The sequence below is a fragment of the Agitococcus lubricus genome, from assembly GCF_003051055.1.
GTDB lineage: Bacteria > Pseudomonadota > Gammaproteobacteria > Pseudomonadales > Moraxellaceae > Agitococcus > Agitococcus lubricus.
The window spans coordinates 188,397-207,897 of the sequence record NZ_QAON01000002.1 but is presented as its reverse complement, the minus strand read 5'-3'; the positions used below and the strand labels follow the sequence as shown (position 1 = coordinate 207,897).

Annotated in this window: 19 protein-coding genes; 7 read left to right on the top strand and 12 right to left on the bottom strand. The window is 44.4% G+C overall.

Features of this window, described 5'->3' with window-relative positions:
• Positions 1 to 273: 273 nt before the first annotated feature.
• The 5 genes from C8N29_RS03380 to aroQ all read right to left on the bottom strand — a co-directional run bounded on the left by C8N29_RS03380 (position 274) and on the right by aroQ (position 4,940).
• A complete protein-coding gene (locus C8N29_RS03380) occupies positions 274 to 1,560 on the bottom strand; it encodes a DUF3426 domain-containing protein (protein ID WP_107864625.1) in 1,287 nt (428 codons plus the stop codon).
• 205 nt (positions 1,561 to 1,765) lie between these two features.
• A complete protein-coding gene (gene prmA / locus C8N29_RS03375) occupies positions 1,766 to 2,647 on the bottom strand; it encodes a 50S ribosomal protein L11 methyltransferase (RefSeq protein WP_107864624.1) in 882 nt (293 codons plus the stop codon).
• A gap of 4 nt (positions 2,648 to 2,651) precedes the next feature.
• Positions 2,652 to 3,992 carry an acetyl-CoA carboxylase biotin carboxylase subunit gene (gene accC / locus C8N29_RS03370; protein ID WP_107864623.1) on the bottom strand — a complete coding sequence of 447 codons (1,341 nt, stop codon included), beginning with the start codon at positions 3,990 to 3,992 and terminating at the stop codon, positions 2,652 to 2,654.
• A gap of 17 nt (positions 3,993 to 4,009) precedes the next feature.
• Positions 4,010 to 4,483, bottom strand: a complete 474-nt coding sequence (accB, locus tag C8N29_RS03365; RefSeq protein WP_107864622.1) for an acetyl-CoA carboxylase biotin carboxyl carrier protein — start codon at positions 4,481 to 4,483, stop codon at positions 4,010 to 4,012.
• 13 nt (positions 4,484 to 4,496) lie between these two features.
• A complete protein-coding gene (gene aroQ, locus C8N29_RS03360; protein WP_107864621.1) occupies positions 4,497 to 4,940 on the bottom strand; it encodes a type II 3-dehydroquinate dehydratase in 444 nt (147 codons plus the stop codon).
• A 155-nt stretch (positions 4,941 to 5,095) separates the two neighbouring features.
• Here aroQ and C8N29_RS03355 point away from each other — a divergent pair, with 155 nt between their 5' ends.
• A complete protein-coding gene (locus C8N29_RS03355) occupies positions 5,096 to 5,455 on the top strand; it encodes a hypothetical protein (RefSeq protein ID WP_107864620.1) in 360 nt (119 codons plus the stop codon).
• 48 nt (positions 5,456 to 5,503) lie between these two features.
• Here the strand turns inward: C8N29_RS03355 and C8N29_RS03350 are convergent, their stop codons facing one another.
• Both C8N29_RS03350 and C8N29_RS03345 read right to left on the bottom strand, forming a co-directional pair.
• Positions 5,504 to 6,757: an NADH:flavin oxidoreductase/NADH oxidase family protein gene (locus C8N29_RS03350; protein ID WP_107864619.1), complete on the bottom strand. Its 1,254-nt coding sequence runs from the start codon at positions 6,755 to 6,757 to the stop codon at positions 5,504 to 5,506.
• A 161-nt stretch (positions 6,758 to 6,918) separates the two neighbouring features.
• A complete protein-coding gene (locus tag C8N29_RS03345; RefSeq protein ID WP_170106871.1) occupies positions 6,919 to 8,277 on the bottom strand; it encodes a DUF445 domain-containing protein in 1,359 nt (452 codons plus the stop codon).
• 484 nt (positions 8,278 to 8,761) lie between these two features.
• Here C8N29_RS03345 and C8N29_RS03340 point away from each other — a divergent pair, with 484 nt between their 5' ends.
• The 6 genes from C8N29_RS03340 to C8N29_RS03315 all read left to right on the top strand — a co-directional run bounded on the left by C8N29_RS03340 (position 8,762) and on the right by C8N29_RS03315 (position 13,752).
• Entirely contained in the window at positions 8,762 to 8,974 is a 213-nt protein-coding gene (locus C8N29_RS03340; RefSeq protein ID WP_107864617.1) for a cold-shock protein, read from the top strand.
• Between the two features lie 446 nt (positions 8,975 to 9,420).
• A complete protein-coding gene (locus C8N29_RS03335) occupies positions 9,421 to 10,104 on the top strand; it encodes an acetoacetate decarboxylase family protein (protein ID WP_107864616.1) in 684 nt (227 codons plus the stop codon).
• Between the two features lie 144 nt (positions 10,105 to 10,248).
• Positions 10,249 to 11,130 carry an alpha/beta fold hydrolase gene (locus C8N29_RS03330; protein ID WP_107864615.1) on the top strand — a complete coding sequence of 294 codons (882 nt, stop codon included), beginning with the start codon at positions 10,249 to 10,251 and terminating at the stop codon, positions 11,128 to 11,130.
• Positions 11,127 to 12,299, top strand: a complete 1,173-nt coding sequence (gene rhlB, locus C8N29_RS03325) for an ATP-dependent RNA helicase RhlB (RefSeq protein ID WP_107864614.1) — start codon at positions 11,127 to 11,129, stop codon at positions 12,297 to 12,299. The genes C8N29_RS03330 and rhlB overlap by 4 nt, the downstream gene beginning before the upstream one ends.
• Before the next feature lie 48 nt (positions 12,300 to 12,347).
• On the top strand, positions 12,348 to 12,893 hold the full coding sequence (locus C8N29_RS03320; RefSeq protein ID WP_146164415.1) for a hypothetical protein: 546 nt from the start codon (positions 12,348 to 12,350) through the stop codon (positions 12,891 to 12,893).
• On the top strand, positions 12,862 to 13,752 hold the full coding sequence (locus C8N29_RS03315) for an energy transducer TonB (RefSeq protein WP_107864612.1): 891 nt from the start codon (positions 12,862 to 12,864) through the stop codon (positions 13,750 to 13,752). The genes C8N29_RS03320 and C8N29_RS03315 overlap by 32 nt, the downstream gene beginning before the upstream one ends.
• 253 nt (positions 13,753 to 14,005) lie before the next feature.
• Here C8N29_RS03315 and C8N29_RS03310 read toward each other — a convergent pair whose 3' ends face one another.
• The 5 genes from C8N29_RS03310 to C8N29_RS03290 all read right to left on the bottom strand — a co-directional run bounded on the left by C8N29_RS03310 (position 14,006) and on the right by C8N29_RS03290 (position 19,248).
• Positions 14,006 to 14,656 (bottom strand): hypothetical protein, encoded by a 651-nt coding sequence (locus tag C8N29_RS03310; protein WP_107864611.1) that lies wholly within the window; start codon positions 14,654 to 14,656, stop codon positions 14,006 to 14,008.
• A 41-nt stretch (positions 14,657 to 14,697) separates the two neighbouring features.
• Positions 14,698 to 15,276 carry a hypothetical protein gene (locus C8N29_RS03305; RefSeq protein ID WP_107864610.1) on the bottom strand — a complete coding sequence of 193 codons (579 nt, stop codon included), beginning with the start codon at positions 15,274 to 15,276 and terminating at the stop codon, positions 14,698 to 14,700.
• A 12-nt stretch (positions 15,277 to 15,288) separates the two neighbouring features.
• Positions 15,289 to 16,680, bottom strand: a complete 1,392-nt coding sequence (locus C8N29_RS03300; RefSeq protein WP_107864609.1) for a peptidylprolyl isomerase — start codon at positions 16,678 to 16,680, stop codon at positions 15,289 to 15,291.
• 254 nt (positions 16,681 to 16,934) lie between these two features.
• Complete coding sequence (locus C8N29_RS03295) at positions 16,935 to 17,954, bottom strand: phospholipase C/P1 nuclease family protein (RefSeq protein ID WP_204509264.1); 1,020 nt, start codon at positions 17,952 to 17,954, stop codon at positions 16,935 to 16,937.
• Between the two features lie 277 nt (positions 17,955 to 18,231).
• Positions 18,232 to 19,248 carry a phospholipase C/P1 nuclease family protein gene (locus C8N29_RS03290; protein ID WP_107864607.1) on the bottom strand — a complete coding sequence of 339 codons (1,017 nt, stop codon included), beginning with the start codon at positions 19,246 to 19,248 and terminating at the stop codon, positions 18,232 to 18,234.
• Between the last annotated feature and the right edge of the window lie 253 nt (positions 19,249 to 19,501).

Sequence of the window (19,501 nt, the reverse complement as noted above, 5' to 3'; positions counted from 1 at the left end):
CGTAGTTTGGTTATTCCGAATAAGCGATGAACAACAACGTAGCCTCAAAAAATAGCTCTTTCGCTGCGAGTTGCGTTAAAAATGGATTCATACTATGTGACAAAACTGGCCAATAGAATCACTATTCGCTGCGTTTTGTGCCTTGCCTGAGTCTATTTTTATCAGTAACGCGGCTCACACGCAAAGCATCAACAGCCCATAATATGGAGGGAGTCAAAAAGCTACTGATAAGCGCTAACATGAATGACGGTATACGTCATTCATGGTTCATGGTTAATACAGGGGCTGCATTTTATAATTGCGTAGCTCGGCTTCGGGTTTGATAATCTCTAGGCGAATATGGATGGGCGTTTCTGGTGGAATACGTCGTAAGTTACTGCCTTCACCACGTAAGTACTCTTTAGGTTGAAAGGCACGTGAGGCCGTTACCTTGCTTTTCTTGTCTAAAAACATGAGTTTAAGAGCGGGTAAAGGTTGTGCAAAATCCGCTTTATTATAAATAATTGCATTGACTTCTAAGGCATTCGTCACTTCAGGATGCGGTCTGACACTCAGTTTGTTAATAGCAATCAGTTTGATATTAGGTGGTTCAGGCACTTTGCAGCCTAAAATATTACATAATTGCGTGATTTGAGGACGTGTTTGATCTGCAATGGCAAGGTGGTTAAAATTAAAATAAATATACTGGCTGATTAACATCAGTACGCCCAGTAAACACAATGTTGACCATGTTAACCAATAGCTCCAGTTGACGGACACCATGGTATGTTGGCGTACCTCGACGGGTAAACTCGCATGCCGTTGATTGATGACTGGAGCACTGTTGCTATTAAGAAAGCTCAATAAGTCATCATCTTTATTGAGCGTAGCTTGGTTATCCACTTTAGCGGTGCTGCTAGTTTTATTTTCAGCAACAGGACTCGCTTTGCGTGCAGGCTCTTTGGGCTTGGTCGGTTGTAGCTCCATGCTATAGTTTTTCGACTGCTCTTTTTTCTCTTCCTCTTCAAGCTCGGAAATCAATGCCTGTGCCCAACTTTCGTCGGCGGAGGCTTTGATTTTATCAACTTCCCCAATCCCTTTGAGATGGTCTTTTTCAGCAGGCTCGACCCATGCCTCATGAAGTAAGTCGCTTAATTCATCATCAAATAGCGGTTTTTTACTGGCTTTTGCGGGTGTGGGTGGCGGCGTATTGGCAATGGCCGATTTTTTGGGTACAGGTACAGGCGGAGTGTCTAGAGCGAGGTCATCGAGATTAATATCATCATCGAGTAGATTCGTTACCCATGAGTCATCTTTGACCTTGGGCTTTTTACTCGGGCTAGCCGTCTCTATGGGACTAGGCGTAGGGGTTGGCACACGTGCAGTGGCAGGTGCGCTTGGAGCCATAGGTGACGCTGGCACGGATTGAATCACCGACTCAGTGACCAAATTTTGGTCTGCTCTAAAGACTTGCAAGCAACCGCCGCAACGCACATGGCCGCCGCGCGCCGCAAGTTGGTCATCGGTAATGTTAAAAACACTACTGCAATGTGGGCAGCGTGTTTGTTTGGTTGTGCTCATAATCCCTCAAGCTCCAAATCTTGTAAGTAATTCGCGTATTATACAAATTTTGGTAATAACTTACAGTTTTTTTGTCGATTGGTTCACAGTTTTTGGGGCTGACTCAAAATCACGTGCTGTTACATGCTGGGTGATGTCCGTGATAACGGTGTCGTTATCACGTAGACAGGCTCAAAGAGTAAGCTGCACGCATAGTCTCAGCATACTATGCTAAACGTATGCCAGATAAGCGGCACCAATTCTCATCTTTGATTTTTAGCTGCGTTAAGCTAAACCACGGTTGATAGGCGAGTTTGAGGTCTTCGACTTGACTATCAATAATACCCGACAAAGCTAAGTCGCCGTTGGCATGACATAGTCCCGCTAAGGTGGGGGCTAACTCGGCGAGGGGGCCTGCTAAAATATTGGCAACCACAACCTCTGCACTGACAGAGGGCATGTCTTCTGGAAAACATACCGTCATTTTATCGGCAACACCATTACGCGCGGCATTATCTTTAGTCGCTAATAAGGCTTGAGGGTCGGTATCCACGCAATAGGCATGTTTTGCGCCTAATAACAAGCCTGCAATCGCCAAAATGCCCGAGCCACAACCATAGTCGACAATGATTTTATCTTGTAAATCTAAACCATCTAACCATTCTAAGCACAACGCCGTGGTTGGATGTGTGCCTGTTCCAAACGCCAAACCAGGGTCTAATAATAAGTTAATGGCGTCAGGGCGTGGTGGGGGAGTCCAGCTGGGCACAATCCACAAACGCTCACCAAAACACATGGGATGATAATGGTCCATCCATGCGCGCTCCCAGACTTGGTCTTCTAAAATCTCAACACGATGTGCAGGTAAACCGCCTTCTAGTTGTGCTTGTAAAAACTCTAAAATGGCATCCATATCAGAGTCAATGGTAAACAAGGCGACAATACGTGTTGCGTCCCATAGCGGGGTTGTGCCTAAGGGGGGTTCAAATAAGGGTTGGTCGGCGGCATCTTCCATCATAATTGCGCCAGCACCGACTAATTCCAATGCTTCTTCAATACGGTTGGCGTCTGCTTTGGAGCTGTCGATTTTGAGTTGTAACCATGCCATTGTATTAACCTAAACCTAATTTTTTCTCAAGATAATGAATATCGACGCCACCTTCGTTGAAGGCAGTATCGGTCAGAATGACATCGCGGTGTAAGGGAATATTACTTTTAATACCTTCAACAACAATTTCATCGAGGGCGTTACGCATACGTTGTAATGCAATTTGACGGTCATTGCCAAAGGCAATGAGTTTTCCAATCAGGGAGTCATAGTAGGGAGGGACACTATACCCTGTATAGATGTGAGAATCCATACGAATGCCTAAACCACCTGGTGCATGATAATAATTGATTTTGCCAGGACAAGGTAAGAAGTTTGCAGGATCTTCGGCGTTGATGCGGCATTCAATGGCATGGCCACGAATGACAATATCCGATTGCTGATAAGATAAACCTAAGCCTGCGGCAACGCGTAATTGCTCTTTGATAATATCTACCCCTGTCACCATTTCAGTCACAGGGTGTTCTACTTGAACACGGGTATTCATTTCAATAAAGTAAAAACGGCCATCTTCATATAAAAACTCAAATGTGCCTGCCCCACGATATTTCATTTGCTGACACGCCTTAACACAAGCGGCTGCGACCTCAGCGCGTATCGCATCGGGGATATGAGGAGCAGGCGCTTCTTCGACGACTTTTTGATGACGACGTTGTAGGGAACAATCACGGTCGCCTAAGTGAATTGCAGCCCCCTCACCATCACCCAAGACTTGAATTTCGACATGGCGAGGGTGTTGTAAAAACTTTTCCATGTACACGGTATCGTCACCAAACGCGGCTTTGGCTTCGGCTTGGGTAATTTCGAGTGAACTTAAGAGTGAATCTGCATCGTGTACCACACGCATGCCACGACCACCGCCGCCTGCGGCAGCCTTAATAATAATGGGAAAACCAATACGCTGGGCATGAGCCAGTGCTGTTTCGGCACAAACAGCGCCATCAGAACCAGGCACAGTGGGTACACCTGCGGCTTTCATGGCATCAATGGCGGCGACTTTATTGCCCATCATCCGAATGGTATCGGCACGCGGGCCAATAAACGTAAAGCCAGATTGTTCGACAGCATCTGCAAAGTCGGCATTTTCTGACAAAAAACCATAACCTGGATGAATGGCTTGGGCTTGAGTGGCTTCGGCGGCCGCAATGATAGAGGGAATATTAAGGTAGCTTTCTTTAGAAAAGGCAGGGCCAATACACAAGGCCTCATCTGCCAACCGAACATGTAGTAGGTCGCGGTCTGCTTTAGAATAAACAGCCACAGTGTTAATGCCGAGTTCTTTACAGGCACGTAAAACGCGTAATGCAATTTCGCCACGGTTGGCTATGAGTACTTTATTGAGCATAGTGGCCTCAAATGCGGTTAGACGATCGTAAATAAGGCTTGGTCAAACTCAACCACTTGACCGTTTTCAACTAAAATGGATTCGATGACACCACTCTTTTCGGCTTGAATCTGGTTCATCATTTTCATGGCTTCAATGATACATAAGGTATCGCCCACTTTAACACTTTGGCCAACTTCGGCAAAATTAGCCGCTGCGGGCGAGGGGGCACGGTAGAATGTACCGACCATTGGCGAACGTTGAATAAAACCTTGTGTGGCAGGCTCGACTGCCGCAGGTGCGGTACTATGAGGTTCAGCGATTGGATTCGCCGTAGGGGCGGCCACAGGAGCGGCTGTCATTGGTATCGGTGCAGGCATATAGCTTGCCGTACTGACCACGGAACGGTGACGACAGAGACGAATCGATTCTTCACCTTCTTTGATTTCTAATTCATCAAAGCTGGATTCTTCTAACATATCAATCAATTTTTTAATTTTACGAATATCCATAGCTCAAGTCTCGTTAGCGATTGCTGAAATGGTGAATAGCGTATTGTAAGGCAAAGTCATACCCTTGAGCGCCCAAACCACAAATCACCCCAATAGCGATATCGGAGAAATAAGAGTGATGACGGAACGATTCACGGGCATGTACATTGGATAAATGTACTTCGATAAAGGGCAGTTTTACCGCTAAAATGGCGTCACGTAGGGCAACAGAGGTATGCGTAAAAGCGGCAGGATTGATGATTAAAAAATCAGTACCATCCTGTGCCGTGGCTTGAATACGGTCAATGAGTACCCCTTCATAATTGCTCTGTAGGGTGGTCAGCGTATGACCTGCTTGTTGCGCCTGTGTGACAAGACGGTGATTAATCTGCTCTAAGGTTGTTGCTCCATAAAGGGTTGGCTCACGCGTACCGAGTAAGTTGAGATTGGGGCCATGAAGCAGTAAAAGCTGAGCCATAGAGTTTTTATCATCCGTCAGAAAGAGTGAAAATACGTGAAAATGTAGGGAAATTCACACCTAATCGAGAAATATTCTTGGTTTTTGCCGCGAAGATACCTAAAGTGTTGCTTGAAGGCAATCCTTAACACGCATCAATTTGGCACGGAGTTCACATGCTGGCTAGAGTAAAGTGTTTTTTGATAGGTTTATGGGCATTTTGCCTGACAATTAGACCCGTTTGGTCTGATGAGCAAGTGGAAGAGCAAGTCTTAGCCATGCCTAAGGTGGTGATAGATTTATCTGATGTGGCCTTGTTGATTTTTCAGCAGCAAAGCAAAATAGTCGCATTTATGTTGTTAATTGCTTTGTTTACAAGTGTGTTGGCGTATGGCTTTCTAAAACGTACTCAGCAAGAGCAAACAATAAAAGATGGGATGTTGCCAAGTGTTGTCAGCGTGGTGGCGGTGTTGGTTGTGTTGATGTTAGCGTTGGCTTTACCTGTGATGCGTTATTGGTTAGTGGGTTTGAAATAAATAGGAAGGGAATGACCCTTCCTAAAACGAGTATCAATAAACTGACGATTAAGCCCGTAAACGGCGTGTTTGGAAGGTTTTGAACCCGTGTTCGCCCGCATTCATTAAAAACGATAATAAAGCAGATTCATTGGGCTTAGGCTGTTTGCCATGCGCCATACGACGCAGTTGACGGGAATACCAAACAACTTCCATTAAGGCCATATTGTCAACCATTTTAATGCCCGTTTTGATGGGCTTAACTTGGTAACGTGGCTCTAAACCTGCCAATAAACGCTTGGCAACGTCTGGCTCAATGGCCAACGCGCGGCCTAAACCCACGAAGTCTACGGCACCACTCTCAATGGCCTCATTCATACCAGCCAGACTTCTAAATCCGCCTGTAACCATTAACGGTGTTTTGGTGGTGGCACGTGCTTTTTCGGCAAACTCTAAGAAATAGGCTTCACGACGGCGTGTGGAGTCTTTAACAGGGACTTTTTTGGTGCCACTCATCGCGGGGGCTTCGTAAGTTCCTCCCGAAATTTCAATCATGTTGATGCCAGCATCAGACAAGGCACGAATCACATCTAAGGATTCTTCTTCGCTAAAACCGCCTTTTTGAAAATCTGCGGAGTTGAGTTTGATACCAATCGGAAAGTCGTTGCCTACTTGTTTACGCATTTCAGCATAAACAGCCAAGACAAAACGACGGCGGTTTTCGGCACTGCCACCCCATTGGTCGTTACGCTGATTGTGCTTGCCAGATAAAAATTGGCTCACTAAATAGCCGTGTGCACCGTGAATTTGTACGCCAGAAAAACCTGCTTTTTTGGCAATAGCGGCCGTACGACCAAACCGAGCAATAATTTCCAATATTTCGTCATGTGTTAGTTCGCGCGGGGTAGCAAAAAAGTTGGCCAGTTCTTTGCCAAAAGGAATCGCAGACGGCGCGACATTTTGTCTGTTTAAGCCAATAGGCGACTGCTTACCAGGATGATTGATTTGCATCCACAGTTGTGTGCCCTGACTCGTGCCTGCCTGTGCCCATGCTTGTAATAAGGGTAAATCACGCTCATCTTCAATGACGACATTATTAGGTTCTCCTAATGCGCGACGGTCTACCATCACATTGCCTGTAATCAGAATGCCCATACCACCTTCTGCCCAACGACGATATAAGGTCACTAAGCCTTGTGTGACACGATTATCAGTCGTACCTAAGGCTTCGCTCAGTGCTGATTTAACGAGACGATTTTTGACAGTGACTTGACCTAAGCTAAAGGTTTGGCCAATGGTTTGTGTTGAGTTTGCAGCAGTCATAACCAAGCTCCATAACACGCTCTGATTCAGAGTATGTTATTAGGGTGAAAACGGGGGACAGGCGAGTCAAGACCCAAACTTCATTGGGCTTAACAAGCACTAGCGTCCCATAACTATAAAATATAGTTTGATGATTGTCAAATTATTAAACTGTCGAATGGTTATTGTAAAAAACTCAATACCAAGCCAATTAAACCGCCGACTAAGGTGCCGTTAAGACGAATCATTTGTAAATCTGCACCGATGGCTTTTTCGACCTCACGCACCATTTTTTCGGAGTCCCAACTGCGGACTTGATGACCAATAAAATCAATAATGGCATCACTATAGGCGCTGGTAATAAAACAGAGCGCATCGGTAATCCCTTGGTTTAAGTCTTTTTGAAATTGTTCATCTTGCGCCAAGTTGCGACCCAGCATCATTAAGGCATCTCTCACTGAGATTAAAATGGCAGGCTTAACCGAGTTGAGGTCTTTTTGAATGGCTTCACGAATACTAATGACAATGCTGCTAAAAAACTTAACAACATCAGGGTTATTAATCATTTGGTCTTTGAACGCATTTAAGCGCCGTGATTCGGGCGAATCTACACTCAATACCCCAATATAATGTTTGGCGACTTCATCCAATTTAATCCTAAAAATATGATTAGGGTCATTACGAATTTCATGGGTGAGATTGATTAATCCGTCAATAATTTTTTGTTCTACGTTCAGGGCAGAGGTGAGATTTGCCCGTAGCTGGTCTGCGGCTTTACGAGTTTCAGGTTTCGCAAAGGTAGCAATGCCGCCTACAATCAAGGACACTACGCCTTGTGCTTCATTGCTGATAGACGCTCGCACCCGACTCAAAATCGGGCCAATTAAAGTGTCAATCACGGGGTTGAGTAAATCGCTAGCCTTGTCAGGGTTGTGTTTCAACCAATCATCGGTTTGTTCTAGGACAAACTGAAAGGCTTGTTGATGATTCCCATTATTAAAAATGGCTTGTAGCATTTGGGCAGTCATGGTGTTGGGCGAGGAGGCTCTGACCCATTCCACCACATTACGTTGTACAAAACTTTCAACCGCGTGATGGCGAAAAAATTGCAAGATACGTGGTGCAATAATACCAATCTCATGCGCTAATTGACTGGCGTTCGCCTCTTTTTCTAACCATGAAGCGACACTACCCGCAATATTTTGTTTACTACAACTGCGACGAATCGCTTCATCAGTCAAAAAGTTAGACTGCACAAATACGCCAATCGTGGCGGCAATACGGTCTTGATTATTGGGGATAATCGCGGTGTGTGGAATGGGTAAATTTAATGGGCGACGAAAAATAGCCGTCACTGCAAACCAGTCCGCCAAACCACCGACAAGTGCCGCTTCAAAGGCCATTTTGACATGTGGCATCCATGCACTATAAGCAGGAAAGTGACTCACCAGTGTGGGTTGAATGGCAAAACCAGCGGCGGCAGTGATTAATGCAATATTGGCGACCATTTGTCGCTGTTCTAACGGTTGATTACTTATCATTATTTTCATTCACAGGTTATGAACACAACCCTCTACGGGCAGGGAGCTAAAGAGAGGGCGTGTTATCTATTTATTGTGGTCTTGACTTGGACATTAGCAGTGTTTAACTGTCGATAGCAAGTTATCTGTGTTTGCTCTGGGTCTATTTTTACTTGCAATATGGCTGATATGCAAAACGTCAATAGACGCCATGTTAAGGGAGATTCCGTGGCCGATAGAGCCTCTAATTTTGTCCATACAGTAAATTTTTATTGCGGGTTAGTCGAAAAGGGTGTCTAATCGGGCAGTCCGTGAGAGCTCCAACTGTGTCACCTGATGTTCGCTGATGTTTGGCCGTTGTGGGAAAAAGAGTCTAAAGCATAAAACCTCAGCTTAGGGGTATCCTAAGAGGATGATGAACTCACTGTCTCATGCTTTAGATTCTCATGTAGGTAGCGGCTAAGGTACGCCATGCGTAATTTTCAAACATGAGAGAGAGTCTATTATGTCAACTCGTGAACAAGGCACAGTTAAGTGGTTTAACGATGCAAAAGGTTTTGGTTTTATTCAACGTCAAGCTGGCGAAGATGTATTTGTACATTTCCGCGCAATTTTAGGTGACGGTCATCGTTCTTTACGTGACGGCCAAAAAGTTGAATTTACTGTTGTCAAAGGCCAAAAAGGCTTTCAAGCTGAAGAAGTCCGCACTATTGATTAATGCAGACTAAGCAGTGATAAAAAACGACCCATCATGGGTCGTTTTTTTTGGTTATCAGAGAACGAGGCATCAAATCTATAAAATAAACATGCCATGCATCCAGTGCATTTGTTGTTCTTTTCACAATCTTAAAAAATCAAAAATCTCAACAGACTAAGCGTTTTTGTATTTCGCTATTTACGTGTATATATCGTGTGAATAATGGCCACAAAACACAGTGTCTAATCGTCATAAACAATAATATGCTGCACGTGCTTTTTAGCAGTAACTAGTCTCTCTGCCATGCCATTCATGCATGACTGCAATGCGTTTTGTGGCTTTTGGCATATTAAGTTCGATTTAATTCAGCCTATGTATCGCAAAGTGGTGAGATGTTATCGTGATGGTCGATATTTGAAGTCACGCATACGGATGCCACTTGTGAAGCAGTCAATACGAGAAATGATATGACATACACAGATGACATGATTGCGCCTGCTCCTTGGCAACTCACAGGGCAGGGATATTTGGTCGCGGTTTATTTACCAGCGTCTTTTGATGAGTCGCAACATTTTGTCCCTCCTGCTCTAGCAGCAAGCCGTCGTGGTCGATTTGCCTATGTCATCTTTGCCGATTATCAACAGTCCGATGTGGGGGCATATCATGAGTTATTGTATATCGGGGGGAGTTTACAATTTCCGCAGCGTCGCCATTTGTCGATTTCTAAAATTTATGTGTCGAGTCAAGCCTCAGTGAGCAATGGCCAGCGCAATTGGGGTATTCCTAAAGAGTTAGCACAGTTTCAAGTGACTTATGGTACGGCTAAAAATAATCCAGACAATATTGTACTTAAAACGCCAATGGGTGAAGCGATTGCCCGTTTACAATTTTGTCATTATGGGTGGCCTTTACCTGTGAATACGCGTTTTGTCCCTGTTAAATTACGCACTTTGGGGCAGCTATGGCAGCAACAGTATTTCTTTTTTAGTCCAGAAGCGCAAGGTCATATTCAACCTGCTCGTGTGCAAGCATGGCAATTTGATGCCCGCTACTTTCCTGACTTGGCGAAGGCTAAGGTGGTCGCCTGCTTTAAGGTCAATGATTTTAACATGATATTTCCTGTCCCAAAAACACAAGCAGTTGAGCAATAACATTGCGGTGTGAATTGAGCTATCTTGTTGGCTAGATAATATATCTGTGATATTAAGCGGTAGTTTTAGAAAAAATAGTGATTGCCTGAGTGCCCATGACGCTCTGTTATGGGCTCAGTTTTTTATCAGTGAGCGAAATTCGTTATGGTGTTATCGGTCTTAAAAGAAGTTCAGCATTATTTGGGTGTCGGTGATTTACCTGTCAGTACCTTAAAAGCGCGTTATGGGCAAGATGCGTATTATGAACAGGTTTTAGGTGTGGATGTGCGTATTAAAGAAAGTGGGCAGGGTGAGCCGCTATTGGTATTGCACGGATTTTCTGCATCTGCGGATACATGGGATGGTTGGCGCACAGAATTAAGCCAGCACTTTAGAGTGATTGCTATTGACGTTCCTCCCTTTGCCATAACAGGCCCTTTGCCTTTTGCCAAAACGACACCCCAAAATGTCATTCATTTTATCAATGCGGTCGTTGAAAAATTAGGCATTACTCGTTTTTACTTAGCAGGAAATTCTTTGGGTGGGTATTTAGCATGGAATTACACCTTGCATTATCCGACCAAAGTTAAAAAACTGATTTTGATTGATAGTGCAGGTTATTCGATGCCAACCCCGATTCCTGTCTTACTCATGCGTACGCACGGTATTCGGCATTTGACCAAACATGTAGCTCCCTTGCCTTTTGTCATTCAAAGTGTACGCTCTGTGTATGCGAATCCGAGTCTGATTCCTAAAGGGACAATACGCCGTTATCAAGATTTATTGCGTAGAACAGGGACACGCCATGCAATCGCTGCTATGATGCGTGGTATTGTTTTGGATTCTCCAGACATAAAATTAATCCGTACTCCCACATTGATTATGTGGGGCGCGAAAGATACGTGGATTCCACCGCGCCATGCACATTTATTTCAGCGCGATATTCCACACGCTAAACTAGTTTGCTATGACGATTTAGGTCATATTCCCATGGAAGAAGACCCCAAGCGTACAGCAGCCGATGCAAGACACTTTTTAACACAATGACCCAACAACCGACTTTTGAACAACTTAAACTCAGCCCGTTAGTACAACGGGCGATTACTGACCTTGGCTTTGTTCAGCCAACACCTATTCAAGCGCAAGTCTTACATTTTACCTTAGCAGGCCATGATGCGATTGGTCGGGCACAAACAGGCACAGGTAAAACGGCGGCGTTTTTAATTACCATCATCAATGATTTACTAAATAAACCAGCTGCGCCTGAGCGTTATATTGGTGAAACGCGCGCTTTAGTCTTAGCCCCCACCCGCGAATTAGCCTTACAAATTGCCAAAGATGCAGAGCAGTTAGCAAAATATAGTGGACTGCGGATTGTGACTTTAGTGGGGGGAATGGATTATGACAAGCAAAAGCAACAACTCTATGCGGACTATGTCGATATTATCGTCGCGACACCTGGCCGTTTAATTGATTTTGTTGACCAACAAGCCATTTATTTAGACCAACTTGAAGTGCTCGTGATTGACGAGGCTGACCGCCTATTAGATATGGGCTTTATTCCTGCCATCAAAAAAATAGTACGTCATTGTCCACCTAAAACACATCGTCAGAGCCTATTTTTTTCGGCAACCTTTAATCAAGATGTGTTAAACCTTGCTGACCAATGGCTGTATCAGCCTGTCAAAGTTGAAATAGAACCCGAACAAGTGACCAATGAAACGGTACAGCAAGTGGTTTATATTGTCAGTACCGAACAAAAATACGATTTGCTCTATAACCTGATTCAATTAGATAACTTTGAGCGGGTGATGGTGTTTGCCAATCGCCGTGACCAAGTGCGTAATTTAGCGGATATACTCAAGCGTCATCATATTTCCTGTGCCGTATTATCGGGTGAAGTGCCACAAGAAAAACGGGTTAAAACTTTAGAGAGTTTTAGGGCAGGCAAGGTGCGCGTCTTAGTCGCTACAGATGTCGCAGGGCGAGGCATTCATATTGATGATGTCAGCCATGTCATCAATTTCACCTTACCTGAACATACAGACGATTATGTACATCGTATTGGCCGTACAGGACGGGGTGGCGCAACGGGGGTGAGCATCAGTTTTGCTTGTGAAGATGATGCGTTTTTAATTCCCAATTTAGAAGCGGCCATTGGCCGAAAATTAGACTGTACACATCCGCCTGAGCAATTATTAAAAAAAGCCCGTTAACGCAATAGGCGATAAGGTCTTGCGTTTGAACAGCCGTATGATGAACCTATGATGAAATACATCGCTTGTCTGGCTATGCTGTTTGTCTCACCCTTGGTGCTGGCAAATGATAGTCAATTGCAACTGGGTGTTTTATATGCCGAAGACATACAAGCAGTGGGTTTGTATGCAGGCTTAGAAGTGGTTGATTTAGCCCCCCAAGTAGCAGGTTATTTGGACGTGAGTCTTTTAGTCTCAGAGACCTACCATGCCGAAGAGCCTGTCTTTGGGGGTGTTGCGGTAGGACTAAGAACGGGTTTTAATAGCCCCGTCGCGCCCTATGCAGGTTTGGGTGTGTATGTGGGACAAAATAGCCATGAGCATCCCGCACAACAAGATAAAGTCGATAATGATGATGATGGTTTTACAGATGAAATTGGAGAAACGACTGTAGACAATCAATGGATGTCAGCAATTTATCCTGAGTTGGGAATGCGGATAGCATGGGGACAACAGTTTACCCTGCGGACGATGGCACGTTATATGGTGTCTTCAGCAGGACGTCGGCAGGACGATTGGTTTTATGGGATTAGTTTCGCTTTTAGCCAACAATAACTCGACACACGCAAACCCGAATCATTTAGCGTATGCCATTTTTGCGGCGGTAATGATTCATGCCTTTATTATTATGGGCGTGACTTTTGTTGCCCCTGCAAATCCGCCGCAAGCGATGATGGAAGTGACAGTAGCCTTGCATCGTAGCCCTACCGCAAACCAAGAAGCAGATTTTTTGGCGCAAGCCAATCAGGCAGGGGGAGGGCAACTCAAAAACGCGCGTGAAATCACGACGACACAAGCAGCCGATTTTTATGATGCGCAAATCAACGAAATTAAACCCGAAGATAACTTGGCGTTTGCCCCACCGCCCGAGCCTATCAGTCACCGTTTGATTGTCACGCATCACCGTTCGGTGGTCAAAATTCCGCCCAGTGAACATAAAAAACAGCCGCCCACACAGCAAACCAGTGATGGTTTATTACAAATGTCGGCACAGTCGGCTGCTATTGCCAGTTTGGAAGCGCGCTTAGCCGAAAAACGTCAAGCCTATGCCAAAAAGACTAAAGTACACACGGTTTCTTCTGTGTCCGCACGTCAAGATATGACGGCTGCATATATTGATGGTTTTAGACAAAAAGTAGAAAAAATGGGCAATTTGCATTATCCCGATATTGCTCGTAGTCGACGTTTACAGGGAGAAGTGCGGTTATTAGTCGCGATTTTACCCAATGGTACAGTCAAACAGATAGAGGTTCGTTCTTCATCGGGGTATGGTATTTTAGATGAAGCCGCTAAACGCTCGGTTAAATTAGCAGAGCCTTTTCAAGTCTTTAGCCCTGACATGCGAAAAAATATAGAAGTCTTACAGATTATTAGAACATGGCGTTTTGCCGAAAAAATGCATAATGAGCAATAGCCATTCATGTGATATGTCTTTTAAGTGCATAACGCGCAAGTAGCCACAATCCGCTCAAAGTGGAAGTTAGATGGTTGCACCCCAAAAAGCACGCTTAATAAATCTAATGCCAGTCAGTTAAGAAAAATTGGCACTTAAAAACTGCCCTTCGACCCTTCGGCTTGCTCAGGGCTGGCCAAGCTCAGGGCGCATTTTTGCGTTGACTTAGCGGAGTCGAAGTCGGCAAAAATGGCTTAGCTGACAGGCATTACTCTCAATAAATCGCATTATCCACAAATTTTTCACAATCAAAACCATTGAGTCTTTGCAAAGAGGAAATATGAAAACGTGTTTTCTTCGTTGATTTAGCGCTTCCTTTATTTTTCTCATAGTTGATGGATGAGCCATTGAGATAATTAATACTCAGTCTATAGTAACTGTTATCTGCAAATGACTCCGAGATATCTTCCCGACCAATGAGTTCTAAATCTGAGTATTTTTTATTAAAACGATATTGTGAGGAATGCGTGATGCTGCCGCTTGCATCGGCTTTATGAACCGCTGTTACAAACAAAGATGAGCCAACTATTTCTAAATTATAGAACTTTTGTGCATCACAATATGTGCCAGAGACAGATAAAAGTGTATACCCTCCAGAAGCTAAACCTGCCAATACTAAGACTTTCTTTTCAATAGGATAACCCTGCTCACCTTCGTTGCGAGGCAACGTAATTATCATGGCGACATCGTCCGTCCCGTCACCAGTCAAATCCCCTTCTGCTGAAGTCCACATCCAAGGATTATCATGTGGAAATAGCGTATTAATGGCAGCTTCTCTACTAGAAAATACATTTAATTGCGCAAATACATTGGAGTTAAGCGTGATTGAAATTAATAACACAAAAAGTTTAAGGCTTATACGCATATAGGGTCTAAATTGAAAAATATATAAATATTATCAATAACTTAACGTGTAATTTCTGGATGCTCACTGAGTAACTGGTCGCGCATTTGTTGAATACGGCGCAGTTTTTCTTCTCCTTCGGCAATTTGCTCTGGTTTTAAGCCCATGGCTTTGGCTTTGGCGATATCTTGTTGTAAACGTGGAATTTCTGTATCGGCAGCAGCAACATAACCTTTATATAATTTCATATTTTGCCGAGCTTCATATTGTGCATATAACTTGGGGTTGGCTAATTCTTCGGGGCTGGCGGCTTCTTGTACGGTATCATGAATAATGACAGGTGAGCGCGGGTCGCCATTTTTGAGTGCATTGGCCATCGAGGTGGCCGCGTCGACTTGGGTATTGGCGAGTGGCAAGAGCGGGCTGTCTGTCCCAGAAACGGGCGCAGGCGCGACCTGATTTGGCGAAGGCATACGATTTGCTGTTAATGAACCACTCATATCGGCACTGTTGTTTTCGTGTGCGAGTTGTGCAAAGGCTGGCCTTTCTTTGGCGTCTGTGCCTAGCCAATGTTGAGCAGCAAGCGCTAACACAGTAAGGGTAATTACACCAATACCAAAGCCAATAATGGGTTTTTTCATGCTCTTAATCTTCTAGTGGTGGTGATGGTCTTCATCGCTCGGCTTGTCAATCACAACGTCGCGCTCTAAGTTGTCAGTTTGTGACTTATAGCGGGGCGCAATATGAATATCAGCGTCTTTAATCAGTTTAGTACGGATTTGTTGATATTCTTTAATCACTTTTTGCCGCGCAATAATTTGCGAAGCGACATAGCGTACGCTATCACTATCTGGCGCTTGGAATCCTTCTTCTTTGGCGGTCACTAACAAAATCTCCCACTGTCCTGTCGGGGTTCTGACGGGACGAGAGGGGACATTAGGCGCTTGCACGAACGCTAAGGTATTCAACCAAGAGGGATTTTTGTTGTCATGCACAATCCAACCTAAGTGGCCACCATTCGCTTTATCCATCGCCATAGAATATTGCTGTGCTAGCTTAGTAAAATCACCGCCTTTTTTGAGAGCATCTGCAACGAGGTTAGCTGTTTTTTCGTCAGCTAGGGTAATGTGCTGTGCTTTGACACGTTCAATGCGCTTAAATTCATTTTTATGGTGTTGATAATAGTGTTTAATTTCTTGGCTAGTGACCTTTTTAGCAAGGTCTTTAATGTATTGCACGTCGTCATGAATGTCGGCGGCAATACCAATTAGAGAGGCAAAGGCATCGTGATAGTTTTTATCTTGAATGGCCTCTTTAATCGCGGTAATTTGGGCTTGGCTCAACCCTGAAGCCGTCGTTAGCCAATAATCCAGAAAGTGATTGACGACGAGTTCACGCGCTTGCTGGCGTACAAATTCTGCATCACGGTTGTGGATACTGGTGCGCCCTTGCACATTTTGTGCGTTATAAACTTCTAATAAGCTGATACTGCCTTGATGGGTGGTATCAAATTTATAATTGACTAATATCCGCTTGCTGGCCGCTTCTTCACCTGTGGTGCTGAGTTTGAATTCGGCTTGAATGGTTTTGTTGCTCGGTAAATAGGTATCCCACTCAGTCGGTTTGATAGGCGATTCGTTACTGAGCGTTTGGTCTAAATTGCCACCAAATTTTTTGCGTGCGTCGGCTAAAGGTTTGGCAAATGCAATTTGCATCACCGCTCTAAACTCTTGCTCTTCATAAACTTTAGGCTTAAAGCTGACCTTATTATCTTCGACTAAGGCACTCCGTCCAAAACGTTTGAGTGCATATTGACCCAAGAGTTGATTTTCAATCAAGGCACTTAAAACGCGGCCACGACTCAAGTCTGGCCGCTGTGCAGTAGAAACTTTATACATGACATCGAGTAAGGATTCATCAATCACACGGGTATTGATTGTCGCGGCTTGACCTGCCTTATTTAGGTCATATTTTACTTTGGCGTGACTGGGACTCACACTGAACAGTGTCGCAATCAGGGCAAGTGACCAAGTGTGACGTAGCATAAGCGGCCTCTTTATGGCTGGGTGCGAATGTCATTCGCTCGTTGTAATTATTTAGGGCTGATTGGCTTTGAATGGTTGCGGTTTATATCAGACCTGTGTGTAGGGCGATATCGCTATCCATCCCAACTTATATGCGTACATATTATGTTAGTTTTGCTTAGGGTTAGCTTAAGCATAGATGAAAGTTGAGAGTTTAGGCAAAAAAAATCCCTCTAAAACAATGCTCTAGAGGGATGGGATAAGCGTATTAAAACTTAGAAGCGTTCAGCCGCACGATTTAATACACGGACAACGGTGGCAATCGCATGTGGAATAACGATTTTGCCGACATTACGGCGGTCATTGCTGTCTGTGCTAGATAACACAATCCCGCCTTGGGTATAAGCAACGCTGGCCGCTTGTGTTAATAATGGACGGATATCGGTAGCGGTGGGCGCGATGGGGGTTAAATTATTCAACGCCGTGGTGACTAATGCCGAATTATTTAAGCCTTCGGTGTAATAATTGTCATTTACCCATGTTTCCCAACCAGCATGATTAAGGGCAGAGGTTGTCCAAACGTGGTGTGGTTGCAACAAGTCGGTTGTGTGCATCACAAAACCTAAGGTTTGTACGGTTGGGGTAGTTAAAAATTGTTGAAACCAGTATTGACCCAAGTTATCAATCGGTTGGAAGGGCATTTTTTCAAAGTCGGCATACATGGCATTGGTAGAATAACCGCCTAAACGGTAGTTCTTTTCGGTAATACCATAAGAGTTGTATTTGGTGCTATCACCAAACCAAGCACTGTTACCGCCTTTACCGTCATCTAAGTAGTCGCCGTATAACCAAGAGGCTGCCATATTATCAATATCACCCCAAACAGTGAGCTTGGCGTAGTTATAACCACCTAAGTCATTACCGTGAACGTCAGCACCTTGGGTATGATTTTGGAAGTGCCAGTAAGAGGTATATTTGACGATACCAGAACCTGCGCCCCAAACAGGCGCTTGTTGGCAGCTACCTGTGCTTGCACCGCATAAAAAGGTATCATTAAAGTCATCCACATCGTAAGCACCTTGACCTAAGGCGGCTGCGAATTGGTCAATCGTCAGACCTGCTTTGGTTGCCCCTGCTAAGAGTTTAGCATAGTTGGTGGTGCTGGGATTAGCCTTCATGTAGTTGACGGCATCAATCGCGATACGGCGATGGGTTTCTTGAGAAAATGCTTGGGCATCCATGGCCAAACTGAATGCTAATGTTGCGCCACAAACGAGTTTGGTGAAGGTTGTCATTTTATACCCCTTAAACGATGTTGTTATTGATGACACAAAGGATGCCATCGAATTGAGTTAATAATAGACGAATAAATCAGCACTTATTTGAAGAAAAATGACAAAAACTTAACTTCACGCGCCACCAAGATAAACGGCATAAAAAAAGGGATTAAAGGTAATTTGCCTAAGATAAATGGTACTTAATTTTGGATAAGCGGTGTGTCTAAGGCACAAAAAAGCCCAATCAAGATTGGGCTTTGGCGTGTTTGGTTGTCCTAAGACTATCCATGTCAATTTAGAAGCGTTCGGCTGCCCGATTTAATACACGTACTACCATCGCAATCGCGTGTGGCACCACAATTTTACCGACGTTACGACGGTCATTGCTGTCTGTGCTAGATAACACAATCCCGCCTTGGGTATAAGCAACACGTGCGCCTTGTGTTAACAAAGGGCGAATATCGGTGGCTGTCGGCGAAAGTGGTGTTAAATTATTTAACGCAGTCGTCACTAAAGCGGAATTGTTTAAGCCTTCGGTGTAATAATTATCGTTGACCCATGTTTCCCAGCCCGAATGGTTGAGAGCAGAGGTTGTCCAAACGTGGTGTGGTTGCAACAAGTCGGTTGTGTGCATCACAAAACCTAAGGTTTGTACGGTTGGCGTAGTTAAAAATTGTTGAAACCAATATTGACCTAAGTTATCAATCGGTTGGAAGGGCATTTTTTCAAAGTCAGCATACATGGCATTGGTAGAATAACCGCCTAAACGGTAGTTCTTTTCGGTAATACCGTACGCATTATATTTGGTACTGTCACCAAACCAAGCACTGTTACCGCCTTTGCCATCATCTAGGTAGTCACCATACAACCATGTTGCGGCCATATTATCAATGTCGCCCCAGACTGTGAGCTTGGCGTAGTTATAACCGCCGATGTCGTTCCCATGAACATCAGCACCTTGGGTATGATTTTGGAAGTGCCAGTAAGACGTATATTTAACAATCCCTGCACCTAAGCCCCAAACAGGGGCTAATTGACAACTGCCTGTGGTTGCACCACATAAATAGGTATCCGCAAAATCATCGACATCGTAAGCACCTTGACCTAATGCGGCAGCGAATTGGTCAATCGTCAGGCCTGCTTTGCTTGCCCCTGCTAAGAGTTTAGCGTAATTAGTGGTGTTGGGATTAGCCTTCATGTAGTTGACGGCATCAATCGCGATACGACGATGGGTTTCTTGAGAAAATGCTTGGGCATCAATACTGGCAGTGATGGCGGTCGTTAAGCAGAGTGTTTGAATGATTTTATTCATGGTGTACCCCTTTACTTGGCATGTAGTACCATGCGTACTCGATACCGTTACTGGATTGCATCAGCAGGCATAATGGATACGAATGGTCAGTCGTTGTTATAGTGCATAAGCATAGATTAGTACAAAAAATAGACTTGACCCAATGCGCCAAATTATTGACAGCTTTTAGCAACAGGGCAGACAATATCATGCTAAGGTTTAGCTCTCAAAAAACGCGGCAGGTTTAGTTTTACACATATCTACCCCTTATGGA

Bases quoted from the DNA above. Each gene is read 5' to 3' on its own strand.
- C8N29_RS03380 (WP_107864625.1), bottom strand. From the start codon at position 1,560: ATGAGCACAACCAAACAAACACGCTGCCCACATTGCAGTAGTGTTTTT.
- prmA (WP_107864624.1), bottom strand. From the start codon at position 2,647: ATGGCATGGTTACAACTCAAAATCGACAGCTCCAAAGCAGACGCCAAC.
- accC (WP_107864623.1), bottom strand. From the start codon at position 3,992: ATGCTCAATAAAGTACTCATAGCCAACCGTGGCGAAATTGCATTACGC.
- accB (WP_107864622.1), bottom strand. From the start codon at position 4,483: ATGGATATTCGTAAAATTAAAAAATTGATTGATATGTTAGAAGAATCC.
- aroQ (WP_107864621.1), bottom strand. From the start codon at position 4,940: ATGGCTCAGCTTTTACTGCTTCATGGCCCCAATCTCAACTTACTCGGT.
- C8N29_RS03355 (WP_107864620.1), top strand. From the start codon at position 5,096: ATGCTGGCTAGAGTAAAGTGTTTTTTGATAGGTTTATGGGCATTTTGC.
- C8N29_RS03350 (WP_107864619.1), bottom strand. From the start codon at position 6,757: ATGACTGCTGCAAACTCAACACAAACCATTGGCCAAACCTTTAGCTTA.
- C8N29_RS03345 (WP_170106871.1), bottom strand. From the start codon at position 8,277: ATGATAAGTAATCAACCGTTAGAACAGCGACAAATGGTCGCCAATATT.
- C8N29_RS03340 (WP_107864617.1), top strand. From the start codon at position 8,762: ATGTCAACTCGTGAACAAGGCACAGTTAAGTGGTTTAACGATGCAAAA.
- C8N29_RS03335 (WP_107864616.1), top strand. From the start codon at position 9,421: ATGACATACACAGATGACATGATTGCGCCTGCTCCTTGGCAACTCACA.
- C8N29_RS03330 (WP_107864615.1), top strand. From the start codon at position 10,249: ATGGTGTTATCGGTCTTAAAAGAAGTTCAGCATTATTTGGGTGTCGGT.
- rhlB (WP_107864614.1), top strand. From the start codon at position 11,127: ATGACCCAACAACCGACTTTTGAACAACTTAAACTCAGCCCGTTAGTA.
- C8N29_RS03320 (WP_146164415.1), top strand. From the start codon at position 12,348: ATGATGAAATACATCGCTTGTCTGGCTATGCTGTTTGTCTCACCCTTG.
- C8N29_RS03315 (WP_107864612.1), top strand. From the start codon at position 12,862: ATGGGATTAGTTTCGCTTTTAGCCAACAATAACTCGACACACGCAAAC.
- C8N29_RS03310 (WP_107864611.1), bottom strand. From the start codon at position 14,656: ATGCGTATAAGCCTTAAACTTTTTGTGTTATTAATTTCAATCACGCTT.
- C8N29_RS03305 (WP_107864610.1), bottom strand. From the start codon at position 15,276: ATGAAAAAACCCATTATTGGCTTTGGTATTGGTGTAATTACCCTTACT.
- C8N29_RS03300 (WP_107864609.1), bottom strand. From the start codon at position 16,680: ATGCTACGTCACACTTGGTCACTTGCCCTGATTGCGACACTGTTCAGT.
- C8N29_RS03295 (WP_204509264.1), bottom strand. From the start codon at position 17,954: ATGACAACCTTCACCAAACTCGTTTGTGGCGCAACATTAGCATTCAGT.
- C8N29_RS03290 (WP_107864607.1), bottom strand. From the start codon at position 19,248: ATGAATAAAATCATTCAAACACTCTGCTTAACGACCGCCATCACTGCC.